Origin of the sequence: Kineococcus gypseus (assembly GCF_050871305.1) — a bacterium.
GTDB classification, from domain to species: domain Bacteria; phylum Actinomycetota; class Actinomycetes; order Actinomycetales; family Kineococcaceae; genus Kineococcus; species Kineococcus gypseus.
In genome coordinates this window covers 1-13,971 of the sequence record NZ_JBJLRD010000078.1, presented here as the reverse complement: position 1 = coordinate 13,971, position 13,971 = coordinate 1, and the positions used below count along the sequence as shown (strand labels likewise).

The 13,971-nt window shown below is 78.3% G+C and carries 11 protein-coding genes and 1 pseudogene; 7 read left to right on the top strand and 5 right to left on the bottom strand.

The window, feature by feature from the left end; all coding sequences use genetic code 11:
- Positions 1-313: 313 nt before the first annotated feature.
- Complete coding sequence (locus tag ACRYMN_RS19720; RefSeq protein WP_432498875.1) at positions 314-769, top strand: ATP-binding protein; 456 nt, start codon at positions 314-316, stop codon at positions 767-769.
- Between the two features lie 79 nt (positions 770-848).
- Positions 849-2,930 (top strand): bifunctional copper resistance protein CopD/cytochrome c oxidase assembly protein, encoded by a 2,082-nt coding sequence (locus ACRYMN_RS19715; RefSeq protein WP_432498872.1) that lies wholly within the window; start codon positions 849-851, stop codon positions 2,928-2,930.
- Positions 2,931-3,015: 85 nt separating this feature from the next.
- Here ACRYMN_RS19715 and ACRYMN_RS19710 read toward each other — a convergent pair whose 3' ends face one another.
- Positions 3,016-3,414, bottom strand: a complete 399-nt coding sequence (locus ACRYMN_RS19710) for an OsmC family protein (protein WP_432498869.1) — start codon at positions 3,412-3,414, stop codon at positions 3,016-3,018.
- Between the two features lie 172 nt (positions 3,415-3,586).
- On the opposite strand from ACRYMN_RS19710, the gene ACRYMN_RS19705 reads away from it, so the two are divergent.
- Positions 3,587-4,969, top strand: coding sequence for an ATP-dependent 6-phosphofructokinase (locus tag ACRYMN_RS19705; protein WP_432498867.1), 1,383 nt, complete (start codon positions 3,587-3,589; stop codon positions 4,967-4,969).
- A 22-nt stretch (positions 4,970-4,991) separates the two neighbouring features.
- Here ACRYMN_RS19705 and ACRYMN_RS19700 read toward each other — a convergent pair whose 3' ends face one another.
- Complete coding sequence (locus tag ACRYMN_RS19700; RefSeq protein ID WP_432498865.1) at positions 4,992-5,579, bottom strand: hypothetical protein; 588 nt, start codon at positions 5,577-5,579, stop codon at positions 4,992-4,994.
- Between the two features lie 98 nt (positions 5,580-5,677).
- Between ACRYMN_RS19700 and ACRYMN_RS19695 the strand changes: the two genes are divergently transcribed.
- From ACRYMN_RS19695 to ACRYMN_RS19685, 3 genes are all read left to right on the top strand, one after another.
- Positions 5,678-5,962, top strand: a complete 285-nt coding sequence (locus tag ACRYMN_RS19695; protein ID WP_432498863.1) for a hypothetical protein — start codon at positions 5,678-5,680, stop codon at positions 5,960-5,962.
- Positions 5,963-6,047: 85 nt separating this feature from the next.
- Positions 6,048-6,824, top strand: a complete 777-nt coding sequence (locus ACRYMN_RS19690) for an isocitrate lyase/PEP mutase family protein (RefSeq protein WP_432498861.1) — start codon at positions 6,048-6,050, stop codon at positions 6,822-6,824.
- 97 nt (positions 6,825-6,921) lie between these two features.
- A complete protein-coding gene (locus ACRYMN_RS19685; protein WP_432498859.1) occupies positions 6,922-9,147 on the top strand; it encodes a SpoIIE family protein phosphatase in 2,226 nt (741 codons plus the stop codon).
- A 67-nt stretch (positions 9,148-9,214) separates the two neighbouring features.
- On the opposite strand, the gene ACRYMN_RS19680 is transcribed toward ACRYMN_RS19685, so the two are convergent.
- Positions 9,215-10,987 (bottom strand): DNA polymerase, encoded by a 1,773-nt coding sequence (locus ACRYMN_RS19680; RefSeq protein WP_432498878.1) that lies wholly within the window; start codon positions 10,985-10,987, stop codon positions 9,215-9,217.
- Between the two features lie 27 nt (positions 10,988-11,014).
- A complete protein-coding gene (locus ACRYMN_RS19675; RefSeq protein ID WP_432498857.1) occupies positions 11,015-11,734 on the bottom strand; it encodes a FadR/GntR family transcriptional regulator in 720 nt (239 codons plus the stop codon).
- Positions 11,735-11,879: 145 nt separating this feature from the next.
- On the opposite strand from ACRYMN_RS19675, the gene ACRYMN_RS19670 reads away from it, so the two are divergent.
- Positions 11,880-13,430 carry a gluconokinase gene (locus ACRYMN_RS19670; protein ID WP_432498855.1) on the top strand — a complete coding sequence of 517 codons (1,551 nt, stop codon included), beginning with the start codon at positions 11,880-11,882 and terminating at the stop codon, positions 13,428-13,430.
- Between the two features lie 60 nt (positions 13,431-13,490).
- On the opposite strand, the pseudogene ACRYMN_RS19665 reads toward ACRYMN_RS19670, so the two are convergent.
- Positions 13,491-13,847 (bottom strand): annotated as a pseudogene (locus ACRYMN_RS19665) (AMIN-like domain-containing (lipo)protein); the annotation flags it as partial.
- Positions 13,848-13,971 lie beyond the last annotated feature (124 nt).

Below are 13,971 nucleotides of genomic sequence, written 5' to 3'. Positions count from 1 at the left end.
GGGGGGGGGGGGGGGGGGGGGGGGGGGGGGGGGGGGGGGGGTGGGGGGGGGGGCGCCGGGCGGGGGGGGGGGGGGGGGGGGCGCGGCGGCCCCCCCCCCCCCCCCCCCCCCCCCCCCCCCCGCGCTGCGAAGTACACCCGGGACCGCGGTCGGCGAAGGATCGTTGACTGCTGCATGCAACCAGTTCGTCCAAGGTACCACCACGGCGCGGGGGGAGCGCATCATGGCCGAGGGGACCGCGCGGCGCGTGCTGCGCTCGCCGCGAACGGGCGCCGCGCGCTGCGCCGAGCCGTCCGGACGACGCTCCGCTACGGTGCTCAGTGACCCTCTGTGTCAGGAGAACTACTCGGTGTCGTTCGTGGACTGGTCCTGCGAGACCACGCTCGCCCCTGAACCCGCCTCCTCGCGGGCCGCCCGCCACCTGGTGGCCGACTGGTGCATCCACCAGGGCCTCGTGGGCGACGTGGTCGACACCCTCCTGCTGCTGACCGCCGAGGTCGTCACCAACGCCGTCATCCACGGCCGCAGCGACGTGGTGCTGCGCCTGGGCCGGCACGGCTCGCGCGTGCGCGTGGGCGTGGGGGACGAGAACAGCCGCGTGCCGGTGCGCCGCGAGGCCGACCCCGACGCCCTGGACGGGCGCGGCATGGCCCTGGTCGAGGCGCTGGCCGACGCGCACGGCGTGGAGGTGCGCCCCACCGGCAAGACCGTCTGGTTCGACGTGGCCACCCACCGCGCGCCCGTGCGCGCCGTGCGCGCCAGCGCCTGAAGCCCCCGCCCGCCCCGCCCGCTCGCCGGCGCCCACCCGCGACCGCGGGGGCGTCCGGGGCGCGACCTACCCTTGAGCGGTGGCCGAGACCCGCGGACGAACCCGCCCCGAGAACCCCCGGCCGTCCCGGGCGGGCGGCGCGACGGCGAGCGCGGGCGGCCCCCGCTCGAGCGCCGCGGCCGCCGCCACGGCCGCCGCCGCCCTCGCCGCCGCCTGCGCGGCGCTGCTGGTCGCCCTCGCCGCCGCCGGCGGGCTGGCGCCGCCCGTGCTGGGCGACCCCGGCCCCCTCGTGCGCTACGGGCTGCCGCTGGCGCGCACCGTGCACGACCTGTCCGCCGCCGTGGCCGTCGGCGGTGCGGCCGTCGCCGCGCTGCTGCTGCCGCACCCCTCGCCCGCCTGGTCGCGCGCCGTGCGCGCCGGCGCCGCCGCGGCCGGCGCCTGGACCCTCTCGGCGCTGCTGGTGCTCGTGCTCACCGCCGTGGACGTCATCGGCGCCGCCCCCGGCGCCCCCGGCTTCGGCGCCCAGTTCGCCCAGTTCGCCCAGGAGCTCGACCTCGGGCGCGCGCTGCTGGTGACCACCCTGCTGGCCGCCGCCGCCGCCACCGTCGGTGCCGCGGCCACCACCCCGGTGGGCGCGGCGTGGGCGGCGGTGCTGTCGGTGCTGGCCCTGCTGCCGCTGTCGCTGTCCGGGCACGCCGCCGGCTCCGCCTCGCACCAGACCGCCGTCAACTCCCTGGCCCTGCACCTGGTGGGCGTGACGCTGTGGGTCGGCGGCCTGGCGGCCGTGCTGCTCGTGGCGCCGCTGACCGGGCGGCGCGCGCGCGAGGGGGAGCGGGCGGTGGACCTGGGCGTCCTGGCCGGGCGCTACTCCACGCTGGCGCTGTGGTGCTTCGCCGCCGTGGCCCTCTCCGGCGTCCTGAACGCCTCGGTGCGCCTGGGCGGCTGGTCGGCGCTGGCCAGCGGCTACGGCGCCCTGGTGGTGGCCAAGACCGCCGCGCTCGTGCTGCTGGGCGCCCTGGGCGCCTGGCACCGCCGCCGCACCCTGCCGCTGCTGCGCACCTCCCCGCGCTCCTTCGGGCGCGTGGCCGCCGGCGAGCTCGTCCTCATGGCCGCCGCCACCGGCCTGGGCGTGGCCCTCAGCCGCACGCCCACCCCGGTGGCCGAGGACGTGCCCGGCGTCGGCAGCGTCGACGAGCTGCTCGGCGAGAGCGCCCCGCCGCCGCTGACCGCGGCGCGCTGGTTCACCGAGGCCTCCCCGGACCTGCTGTGGCTGCTGGTCGCCGGCGGCGCGCTGGCCGGCTACCTCCTCGGCGTGCGCCGCCTGCGCCGGCGCGGCGACCGCTGGAGCGCCGGGCGCACCGCCTGGTGGGTGGCCGGCTGCCTGGCGCTGCTGTTCGTCACCAGCGGCGGGCCGGCCGCGTACGGGCGGCTGTCCTTCAGCGCCCACATGCTCCAGCACATGCTGCTGACGATGGCCGTGCCGCCGCTGCTCGTGCTCGGCGCCCCGGTGACGCTCGCGCTGCGGGTGCTGGCGCCGCGCCGCGACGGCTCGCGCGGCGCGCGCGAGTGGCTGCTGGCGGTGGTGCACTCGCGCTACCTGGCGCTGCTGGGGCACCCCCTGGTGGCCGCCGCCCTCTTCGCCGGCTCGCTGGTCGTCTTCTACTACTCGCCGCTGTTCGAGCTGGCGCTGCGCACCCACGTCGGGCACGAGCTGATGATGCTGCACTTCCTGGGCACCGGGTACCTGTTCTCCTCGGTGCTCGTCGGCGTCGACCCCGGCCCGCACCGCCCCGCGCACCCGCTGCGGCTGATCCTGCTGCTGGCGACCATGGGCTTCCACGCCTTCTTCGGCGTGGCGCTCATGCAGAGCACGCAGCTGCTGGCCGGCGACTGGTTCACCCAGGTGGCGCCGGGCGCCGACCTGCTCGCCGACCAGCGCACCGGCGGCGACATCGCCTGGGGCATCGGCGAGGTGCCCACCCTGCTGCTGGTGCTGGGGGTGGCGGTGGGCTGGTCGCGCTCGGACACCCGCGAGAACCGCCGCCGCGACCGCGCCGCCGACCGCGACGGCGGGCGCGACCTGGCCGAGTACAACGCCATGCTCGCCCGCCTGGCCGAGCACGACGCGCGGCCGGCGCCCACCCCCACCGAGGAGCGCTGAGCCCGGGCGACGCCGGACCGCCGACGCCGGACCGCCCGCCTCGCGAGCGCGGCGGGCGGTCCGGCGGGCGGCTCGGCGGGCCCGCTCAGGCCAGCTGCACGTCCAGCGCCGAGGCGTCCAGGGTCTTGGTGAACGGGCAGATCGACAGCGCCTGCTCCAGCACCGCGGAGGCGTCGGTGCCCGCGTCCGGCAGGGTCACGCGCAGCGCGTAGCGGGCGGTGTAGCCGGGGTCGCCCTTGGCCAGCGTCACGTGCGTGAGCACCTGCGCGCCCTGAAGGCTGCCGCCGGTGGTCGAGGTGGCGATGCGCAGCGACTCCAGCAGGCAGCTGCCGAGGGCCGCGGCCATGAGCTGCTCGGGGTTGGTGCCCTCCCCGGTGCCGTCCAGGCTCGTCGGCTCGCTGACGTCCACGGCCAGCGCGCCGTCGTCGGAGCGGGCCGAGCCCGGGGATGAGGTGACGACGGCCGTGTACAGGTCGGTGGTCATGCCCCCGACGCTAGGGCGCGCCGGGCGCCCGCGCTCGGTGATCACGACGTGCCGGGCGCCCGCGCGCGTCCGCACCCGGCAGCACCCCGGCGCACCACTGCCGTCGCCGCCCCGCGATGATGGGCGCGCTGGACCGCGAGGACCCCTCAGCCCGGAAGGACCTGCGACCCCCATGGACAACGCCGTCGAGCCCGACTTCTCGGTCGACACCCTGGGCCCCTGCACCGTGGACTCCCCCCTGGCCATCCGGCTGCAGGCGCGGCGCACCACCCACCACTACATCGACGAGACCGACCGGGTGCTCTTCGACGACACCCTCTCGCGCGTGAACCGCCGCCTGGAGGCGCAGGACGACCTCGAGGGCCTGGCCGACCTGCCCAGCCTGGAGCCCACCGGCCCGCGCAAGAAGATCTTCTTCGACCCCGCCAAGACGCGCGTGGGCATCGTCACCTGCGGCGGGCTGTGCCCGGGCATCAACAACGTCATCCGCGGCCTGGTCTCGGAGCTGACCAACCACTACGGCGTGCGGCGCATCTACGGCTTCAAGAACGGCTACCAGGGGTTCGTGCCCAGCTACGGGCACGACGTGGTGGACCTGACGCGCGAGGCGGTGGAGGGCATCGACGCCGAGGGCGGCACCATCCTCGGCAGCTCGCGCGGCCAGCAGGACCCCGTGGAGGTCGTCGACTGCCTGGAGCGCATGGGCATCTCGGTGCTCTTCGTCATCGGCGGCGACGGCACGATGCGCGGCGCGCAGCGCATCTGCGCGGAGGTCGCCGAGCGCGGCCTGAAGATCGCCGTGGTGGGCATCCCCAAGACCATCGACAACGACATCCCGTTCATCGACCAGAGCTTCGGGTTCCAGAGCGCCTTCAGCGAGGCCACCCGCTCGATCCGCTCGGCGAAGGTGGAGGCGCGCACCGCCCCCAACGGGGTCAGCGTCGTCAAGCTCATGGGCCGGCACTCGGGCTTCATCGCCTGCTACGCGGCGCTGGCGCAGAACGACGCGGACTTCGTGCTCATCCCCGAGGTGCCGTTCGTCCTGGGCGGGCCGGGCGGGTTCCTGGAGCTGCTGCGGCAGAAGGTCGCCACCCAGGGCCACGCGCTGGTCGTGGCCGCCGAGGGCGCCGGGCAGGAGCTGTTCGACGACGACGACCAGCGCGACGCCTCGGGCAACAAGAAGCTGCAGGACGTGGGCCGGCTGCTGCGCCAGGCCATCACGGAGGACTTCGCGGCCAACGGCCTGGAGCTGAACCTGCGCTACATCGACCCCAGCTACGTCATCCGCTCGGTGCCGGCGAACCCGTACGACAGCGTGTACTGCATCCGCCTGGCGCACGCGGCCGCGCACGCGGCGATGGCCGGTCGCACCAACATGGTGGTGGGCCGCTGGCGCCGCCGGTTCGTGCACATCCCCATCCGGCTGGCCGTCTCCGCGCGCAACCAGGTCGACCCGCACGGGGACCTGTGGTGGTCGGTGCTGGAGGCGACCGGTCAGCCGTGGTCGTTCGGGGACAAGGAGGCGGAGCGGGTCACGTCCTTCGGCGGCCAGTGACCCGCCCCGCCCCGCGGGCGCCTCAGGTCAGGGGGTTCAGGCGCGCCAGGACGCCCTTGGCCGTCTGCCCGGCGCGGTAGGACTGCACCAGGTACGCGTTGCAGAAGATGTTCCCGCCGGCCAGCAGCGGCTGGACGAACTGCGCGACGCGCTGCTTCCTCTGCCACGCCGCGAGGTCCGCGGGGGTGGTGGGGGTGGGGATGGTGGCGTCCTTGACGGACACCGGCTCCCCGCGCTGCTCGGCCGCCTGCGCCGCCTCGGCGATCTTCTTGCCGGCGAACGAGGCGTACGCCGTGGCCACCGCGCCGCCGACGACGAAGCCGATCTTCAGCAGGCCCACGCTGCCGTAGCCCTTCTGCAGGGCGATGCGGTCGCCGCTGGCGGCGGTCAGCTTCGAGCCGGTGTACAGGATCGTGGCGATGCCGCCCCACTGCACCGGCTGGAAGCGCTGCCACGCCGAGGCGGCCACCCGGATGCGGTCGGAGCCGGAGGTCAGGTCGCTGCCGGACTTGTTGACGCCGGCGATGCCCATCACGGTGCCGCCGAACCACAGGGCCGAGGCGAGGTCGTGCACGCCCTGGGTGACGTAGCGGTTGTCGCTGGTGCTCACGGGTACCTCCTGCTGGGAACGGTCGTGCCTGCTCCTGCTCCCTTCCCCGTGGCACGCCGTTCACACGTGGCGGTGCGGGGGAGGGCGGGAGGTGCCCGGTGAAGGTCGCGGCGAGCGGGACGTACGACCCGGGGGAGGGCAGCAGGCTGCCCGCGGGTGAGGTGCACGCCTGGGAGCCCGGGCAGAACCAGACCGCCTGCGGGGTGCCGCTGCACCGCGCGGGCCTCTCGCGCTTCCCGCACGTGGACTTCGCCGACGTCGACCCGCTCACCGGCGGCAGCGCCGACGCCGTGCGCGAGGTGTGCCCGCGGTGCCTGGCCGCCACCACCCCGCGCCGCCGGCGCGACGGGCGGCGGTGGGAGCGCACCGACCCGCGGCCCTGACCGGCGCCCGGGGGCGGCGCGGCACCCGCCGTGGCGGGGTCGTGCGGCGGGGTCGTGTGGCGGGGTCGTGTGGCAGGGTCGTCCCGTGGACCTCGCACAGAAGGCCGCCGAGCTGCGCCGCCTGCACACCGACCCCGAGCTGCTCGTCCTGGTCAACGTCTGGGACGCCGTCAGCGCCGCCGTCGTGGCCGCCGAGCCGAGCACCCGGGCGCTGGCCACGGCCGGGCACTCCATCGCCTCGACGTTCGGCTACGCCGACGGCGAGCAGGTCCCGCTGGACCTGGCCCTGCGCATGGTCGAGCGCATCGTCGTCGCCGCCGGCGACCTGCCCGTCACCGCCGACCTCGACGGCGGCTTCGGCGACGCGCGCGAGACGGTGCGCCGGGCGATCGGCGCGGGCGTGGTGGGCGCCAACGTCGAGGACCAGCTGCGCCCGCTGGCGGAGTCGGTGCGCGTCGTGGAGGACGTCCTCGCCGCCGGCGACGCCGAGGGCGTGCCCTTCGTCCTGAACGCGCGCACCGACGCGTTCGTGCGCGGCGGCGACCGCCCGCGCGAGCAGGTGCTCGCCGACGCCGTCGAGCGCGGCCGCGCCTACCTGGGCGTCGGCGCGACGAGCGTGTTCGTCCCCGGTCCGCTGACCGACGACGACGTGCAGCAGCTCGTCGCCGCCCTGGGCCGCGGCAGGCTCAGCGTCATCGGCTTCCCCGGCGTCCCGGACCAGGCGCGCCTGGCCGAGCTGGGCGTGGCCCGCGTCAGCTACGGCCCGCTGACGCAGCGGGTGGCGCTGACCGCGCTGCAGGACGCCGCGCGCGCGATCCTCGCCGGCGGGGGCATCCCCGAGGGCACCCGCGCCCTGAACTGAGCCCGCGCCCCGCCGCGCGGGGTGCGCGCGGCGGCTCCGGCTCGTGGACACTGGTCCCCCGGCGGTCGCGGCGACCTCCGAGCGGTGAGGAGGCCGGGTGTCGGAACGAGTGGTGGGCCTCGACGGGGGCAGCGGCGGGGGTGGGCGCGGCGGCGGCCTGGCGCCCGTCCCGAGCCCCGTGGAGGTGCCCGCCGACGCGGTGCGCGTGGCGGACACCGACGCGCGCCGCGAGCTGCTGGAGCTGGCCACCGAGGCCGCCGGCGTGGGCACCTTCGACTGGGACCTCGTCGAGGGCACGCTGAGCTGGGACGAGCACCTCATCGAGCTCTTCGGCTACGACGTGGCCGGCTTCGACCAGACCATCGACGCGTTCAACGCGCGCCTGCACCCGGAGGACCTCGAGCGCGTCGGCGCCGACCTGGAGGCGGCCATCGCCTCGTGCGGGCGCTTCGCCGCCGAGTACCGCGTGGTGCTGCCCGGCGGCGAGGTGCGCTGGCTGGGCGCGCGCGGGCGGGCGCTGGGCGACGAGCACGGCACGGCCGTGCGCATGCTCGGCGCCGCCTGGGACGTCACCGCCCACCGCGAGGCCGACGCGCGGATCAGGCACCTGCTGGAGTCGATGACGACGGCGTTCTTCTCCCTGGACACCGCCTGGCGCTTCACCTACGTCAACGCCGAGGCCGAGCGGGTGCTGGGGCGCGCGCGCCACGAGCTGCTCGGCGGCGTGGTGTGGGACCTCTTCCCCGCCGCGCTGGGCTCGGAGTTCGAGACCGCCTACCGCCGCGCGATGGAGCACGGGGAGGCCGTCGGCTTCGACGCGCACTACCCCGCGCCGCTGGACGCGTGGTTCGAGGTGCGCGCCTGGCGCACCGGCGAGGGCCTGGCCGTCTCCTTCCTCGACGTCAGCGACCGGCGCCGCGCGCAGGAGCAGTCCGAGCGCGCCGCCCGGCGCACCGCGCTGCTGGCGCGCATCACCGCCGAGCTCAGCGGCACCCTGGACAACGACGAGGCCGCGCGCCGCCTGGCGCGGCTGGTGGTGCCCACCCTGGCCGACTGGGCCGCGGTCGCCCTCGTCGAGGACGGCCACCGCGCCGGCGGGCGGCACGGGCTGCGCCACGCCGCCTCCTGGCACCGCGACCCGGCGCTGCGCCCCGTGGTGGAGGAGTACGCGAGCACCCGCACGGACCTGCTCGGCGACGACTCGCCCGTGGTGCGCGCGGTGCGCACCGGCGAGCCGCAGTCCCTGCCCAGCGGCGCCGAGGAGGCCGTCGCGGCCACGCTGCCGCCCGGGCGCGCCCGCGACCTGCTGCACGAGCTGGCGCCGGCGTCGGCGGTGGTGCTGCCGCTGACCGGCCGCGAGGGCGCGGTGGGCGTGCTGTCGCTGGCGAACTCCGCCGAGCGCGGCGAGGTCGGTGTGGACGACCTGGTGACCCTGCAGCACGTCGGTGCCCGCGCCGGCGTGGTGCTCGACAACGCCCGCCTGTACCGCCAGCAGCGCGACCTGGCCGAGGCGCTGCAGCGCTCGCTGCTGACCCCGCTGCCCGAGCCGGACCACACCCAGATCACCGCCCGCTACGACCCGGCCGCGCAGGCCGCGCAGGTCGGCGGCGACTGGTACGACGCCTTCCTGCAGCAGGACGGCGCCACCGTGCTCGTCATCGGCGACGTCGTCGGCCACGACACCCAGGCGGCCGCCGCGATGAGCCAGGTGCGCACCCTGGTGCGCGGCACCGCCGCGGTGGGCGGTGCGGGTCCCGCCGAGGTGCTGCGCACGGTGGACCGGGTGGTGCGCACCCTGCAGGTGGACACCACCGCCACCGCCGTCGTGGCCCGCCTGGAGCAGCCCGCCGAGCAGCGCACCGAGCAGCGCGCCCACGGCACCCGCCTGCTGCGCTGGTCCAACGCCGGGCACCCGCCGCCGATGGTGCTCACCGCCGCCGGCGAGGTCCTCACCCTGGACGGCGGGGGCGCCGACCTGCTGCTGGGCGTGCTGCCGGAGACCGAGCGCACCGAGTCCGTCGTGGAGCTGGAGCCGGGCAGCACCGTGCTGCTGTACACCGACGGCCTGGTGGAGCGGCGCGGGCAGTCCCTGGACGAGGGTCTGGACCTGCTGCGCGCCACCCTGCGCGAGCTGGCCGCCGGCGAGCCCGACCTGGACGCGCTGTGCGACGGGCTGCTGGCGCGCATGCTGCCCGCCCAGCCGGAGGACGACGTGGCCCTGGTGGCGGTGCGCCTGCACCCGCAGGACCGCCCGCGCCCGCCCGAGGCGGGCCCGCGGCGCCTGCCGCCGGACGTGCCCGACGAGCCGGAGGTCCTCGGCTGAGGCCGCGGGGCGCGCGCCGGGGCCGCCGCGCCCCACCCTGCTCCGCCCCGCCGCGCCCCGCTCGGCCCTACTTCGCCTCGGACCAGCGGTGCACCACCGCGACGTCGGCGACGAAGCGCACGCCGCACCCGGCCGCCCAGCGCCGCACCGCCGCCTCCAGCGCCGAGCGCAGCAGCTGCGCCGCCGCGTCGGCGTCGGCCTGCGGCACGTGCAGCAGCAGCTCGTCGTGCAGGCACAGCACCACCCGGCCCCGCTCCCCGCCGGCGCCGCCGGCCAGGCCCGCGCGCACCGTGACCGCCCACGCCTTGAACAGCTCCGCCGCGGTGCCCTGCACCACCGCGTTGCGCGCGAAGCGCCCGCGCACCGCCAGCGCCTCCTCGGGCAGCTCCTGCGAGCCCACCCGCACCGGCCGCCCGCCCCACGTGGCCACGTCCCGCCCCTCGCGCCCGGCCGCCTCCGCCCCGCGCAGCAGCGCCAGCGCCGCCGGGTAGGCGCGCTCCATGCGCCGCAGCGCGTCCCCGGCCGCGCCGGAGGTCTGCCCGTACATCGCCGCCAGGACGGCGACCTTCGCGGTGGCGCGGTCGGCGCCCAGCGCGGCGGCCACGGGCGCGTACAGGTCGTCCTCGCGGGTGGCCGCCACCAGGCCCGCGTCGCCGGAGAGCACCGCCAGCACCCGCGGCTCGACCTGCCCGAGGTCCGCGCGCACCAGCACGTGCCCGGGTTCGGCGGCCACCGCCGGGCGCAGCTCGGCGGGCAGGTTGTGCAGCCCGGCCTGCGCCGTCATGCGCCCGCCCCCGCCGTCGGAGGCCGACCACGCCCCCCGCAGCCGCCCGTCGGGACCGACGTGGCGGTCCAGCCAGGCGTAGCCGTACGTGGTGGCCACCCGCTCCGCGCGCCGCCAGCGCAGCAGCGCGTCCACCGCCGGGTGCGCCCCGCGCAGCCGCTCCAGGCGCCAGCCGCGCGTGTCTGGCACGTCGAAGCCCAGCTCGCGCAGCGCGGCGAGCACCTGCGCGGGGTTGCGCAGGTCCACCGGGCCCAGCAGGGCGCGCACCGGGGCGTCGCGCGCGGCCCGGGCGGCCTCCTCGGCGGCCGGCCCGTCGGGGCGCGGGCCGACCTCGGCGGCCACGACGGCTTCGGCCGCCGCCCGGTCCAGCGGCAGCCCGGTGCGCTCCAGCTCCACCGCCAGCAGCGCGGCCGCCGACTCGCTCCACGCCGTCTGCACCGCCAGCGGCGGCGGCACCGGCCGCGGGCGCGGGTCGGCGCGCGCCAGCAGCGCGCGCTGCTGGCCGGCGGCGGTGTGCAGCGCCAGCACCGCCCAGCGCGCCGCGCGCCGCAGCCGCTCGCCCGGCTCGACGTCCGGGCCCAGCGCGCGCCCGTCCACCCACCCGGCGGCCAGCTGCCCGTCCGCGCCCACCGGGCCGGCGTCCCCGCTGAGCGCGCCGTCGAGGTCCAGCAGCCCGGTGCCGTGGGCGGCCTCGCGGTGCGTGGCCGGCGCCGGCGGGACGGGCAGCTCGTGCGCGGCCGCCCACGCCGCGCCCGGGTCGTCGCGCGCGCCGCCCACCAGCAGCCGGTGCACCGCGGCCACGTCGTGGCAGCGGGCCAGGTGCACCCCGGCGGCCACCAGCGGGGCGGCCGTGCCGGCCGCCGACCACCACGTCCAGCGCGGGTGCAGCAGCGCCTCCAGCCGGCGCACCAGCGCCACCGGCTCACCCGCCAGCGGCAGCGGCCCGCCCGCCGCGGCCAGCCCCACCCCGGCGCCGGGCAGCACGACCAGCGCCAGGGGCTCGCCGGCGCGCGCCCCGGCGCGGTGCAGCGCGCCGTCGAGGTCCACCGCGCCCATCCTGCCGCCCGCCACGCCCCGCGGGGCTCAGCCGCCGCCGGTGGTGCGCTCGATCGCCACCTGCACCTCGGCGACGATGGCGCGCACGGCCTCCTCGGCGGCCACCGGGTCGCCGTCGGCGACGGCGCGCGCCGCCCGCGCGTGCAGGGCGCGCGCCTGCGGGGCGGGGTGCTCGGGCATGAGCAGGTGCTCGGTGCGCCCGCGCAGCACCTCGGCGACCATGCCGGCCAGGGCGGTGAGCATCTCGTTGCCCCCGGCGCGCAGCAGCAGGGCGTGGAAGGCGACGTCGGCCTCGCCGAAGGCGGCCAGGTCGCCGGCGGCGCCGGCCTCCTCCATGCGCTCGGCCAGCTCCAGCAGGCGCCGGGCCTGCTCGGGGCGCGCGCGGCGGGCGGCCTCGGCGGCGGCCACCGGCTCGACGCCGGCGCGCAGCACCGTCAGCGAGCGCCACTGCTCGGCGCGCCCGGCCCCGCCCAGGCGCCAGCGCACCACGCGCGGGTCGAGCACGTTCCAGCTCGGGCGCGGCAGCACGGTCACGCCCACCCGGCGGCGGGTCTCCACCAGGCCGAGGGACTCCAGCACCCGCACCGCCTCGCGCACCACGGTGCGCGAGACGCCGAAGCGCTGCGCGAGGGCCTCCAGGCGCAGCACGCGCCCGGCCGGCAGCGCACCGGAGGCGATCTCGCCGCCGAGCGCGTCCAGCACGCCGGTGTGCAGGGTCGGCGCGCCCGGGCCCGCCGGTGCGCTCACCGGTGCGCCCGCCGGCTCGCGGGCCGGTCGGCGCTCGCGGGGCGGTCGGCGCTCGCGGGGCGGTCGGCGCTCGCGGGGCGGTCGGTGCTCGCGCGGCTCACGGGGCCATTGTCCGCACCGCGTCAATGGTGATACCTATGTGCCCGTGAGCGCCACCGGCACCCCCGTCGTGCTCGGCGTCGACCTGGGCACCACCTCCACGAAGGTCGTCGCCTTCGACGCCGCCGGGCGCGAGCGCGCCGCCGCCGGCGCCGGCTACGCGCTGCGCGAGCCGGCCCCCGGCCACGTCGAGCTGGACGCCGCCGAGGTGCTCGCGGCCGCCGTGCGCGCCGCCCGCGACGCCGCCGCCCGCGCCCGCGCGGCCGGCTGCACCGTCGCCGCCCTCTCCTTCAGCTCCGCCATGCACTCCCTCGTCGGCGTCGACGGGGACGGCCGGCTGCTCACCCAGGTGATCACCTGGGCCGACACCCGCGCCACGGAGGAGGCCGAGGAGCTGCGCCCCACCGAGCACGGGCGCGCCCTGCACCGCGCCACGGGCACCCCGGTGCACCCGATGTCGCCCCTGGTCAAGCTCGTGCACCTGCGCCGGCACCAGCCGGCGCTCTTCGCCGCCGCCCGCCGCTGGGTGCAGGTCAAGGACCTGCTGGTGCACCGCTGGACGGGCACCTGGGTCACCGACCGCTCCACCGCCTCGGCCACCGGGCTGCTGGAGCTGGCCACCGGCGACTGGTCCGGCGACGCGCTGCGCACCGCCGGGCTCAGCCCGCTGCAGCTGCCGCCCGTGGCCGCCGCCACCGCCGTCGTGGGCACCCTGACGGCCGCGGCCGCCCGCGAGCTGGACCTGCCCGCGCGCACCCCCGTCGTCGCCGGCGGCGCCGACGGCCCGCTGGCCAACCTCGGCGTGGGCGCCGTGGTGCCCGGCACCGCGGCGCTGTCCATCGGCACCTCCGGCGCGCTGCGCGTGGCCGCGCGCACCCCGCGCGTGGACGCCGCCGGGCGCACGTTCTGCTACTCCCTCACCGACGACCTGTGGGTCGTCGGCGGCGCCACCACCAACGGCGGCGTCGTGCTGCGCTGGCTGGCCGAGGAGCTGCTGCCCGACGTCTCCGAGCAGGCCGCGGAGCTCGGCGACCTGCCCGAGGAGGCGCTGCTGGAGATGGCCGCCCGGGTGCCCGCCGGTGCGGAGGGGCTGCTGGTGCTGCCGCACCTGCTCAGCGAGCGCGCCCCGCAGTGGAGCGCCCTGACCTCCGGAGCGGTCGTCGGCCTGCAGCGCCGCCACGGCCGCGCCCACGTCGTGCGCGCCGCCCTGGAGGGGGTGTGCCAGCAGCTCGCGCTCGTGGCCGACTCCGTCGAGGCGGCCGGCCCGGCCATCGACGAGGTCCGCGCCACCGGGGGTTTCGCCCGCAGCGCCGTGTGGCGCCAGCTGCTCGCCGACGTCCTGGGGCGGCCGCTGTCGTTCGCCGCCGGCGGGCAGGAGGGTTCCAGCTTCGGCGCCGCGCTCGTGGGCCACCACGCGCTGGGCCACCTGGACCTGCTGGAGGCCTCGCGCCGGGAGGTGCGCATCGGCGAGGTCGTCGAACCCCGCGCCGCCGACGCCGCCGTCCACGCCCGGCTGCGGCCGGTGTTCGCCTCGCTGGCCGACGCGCTGGCACCGGCGTTCCGCGCGCTGCGGCAGGTCCCCGCCGCGCCCGGCTGAGCGCGCCCCGCCGGGCCGGGCGCGACCGGCCCGGCCCGGCGGTGCGTCACCACCGGCGCGTCACCACCGGTGGGCGACGTCCACCACCACGCGCGAGCCCGACCCCGGCCCGTCCAGCAGGAACACCCGGAACGGCAGCCGCGCGCGCACCCCCAGGCCGAACGTGGTGTGCCCCTCGAAGGAACCCGCCCACGCGAGCTGGCGGAACGTGCGGAACCCGCGCACGTCCGCCAGTTCCCCGCTCGGCAGGAACCACGCGTCGGTGGGCGTCACCGGTTCCACGACGACCACCTCCAGGCGCGCCCCGCCGCGCACCGGCACGGGGGACCCCGAGCCGTCGAACGCCACCTGGTCGACGTAGCGCACGAACCACCCGTCGCCGCGGCCGGCGAGGTCGACCACGAGGCGGTCGAAGCAGCGGGGGGGGGGGGGGGGGGGGGGGGGGGGGGCGGGGGCGCGGCGGGGGGGGGGGGGGGGGGGGGGGGGCGGGGGGGGGGGGGGGGGGGGGGGGGGGGGGGGGGGGGGGGGGGGGAGGGGGGGG

What these genes read in the sequence shown, in the direction of transcription:
- ACRYMN_RS19710 (WP_432498869.1), bottom strand. Translation starts at nt 3,414, where the DNA reads ATGACCACCGACCTGTACACGGCCGTCGTCACCTCATCCCCGGGCTCG.
- ACRYMN_RS19705 (WP_432498867.1), top strand. Translation starts at nt 3,587, where the DNA reads ATGGACAACGCCGTCGAGCCCGACTTCTCGGTCGACACCCTGGGCCCC.
- ACRYMN_RS19680 (WP_432498878.1), bottom strand. Translation starts at nt 10,987, where the DNA reads ATGGGCGCGGTGGACCTCGACGGCGCGCTGCACCGCGCCGGGGCGCGC.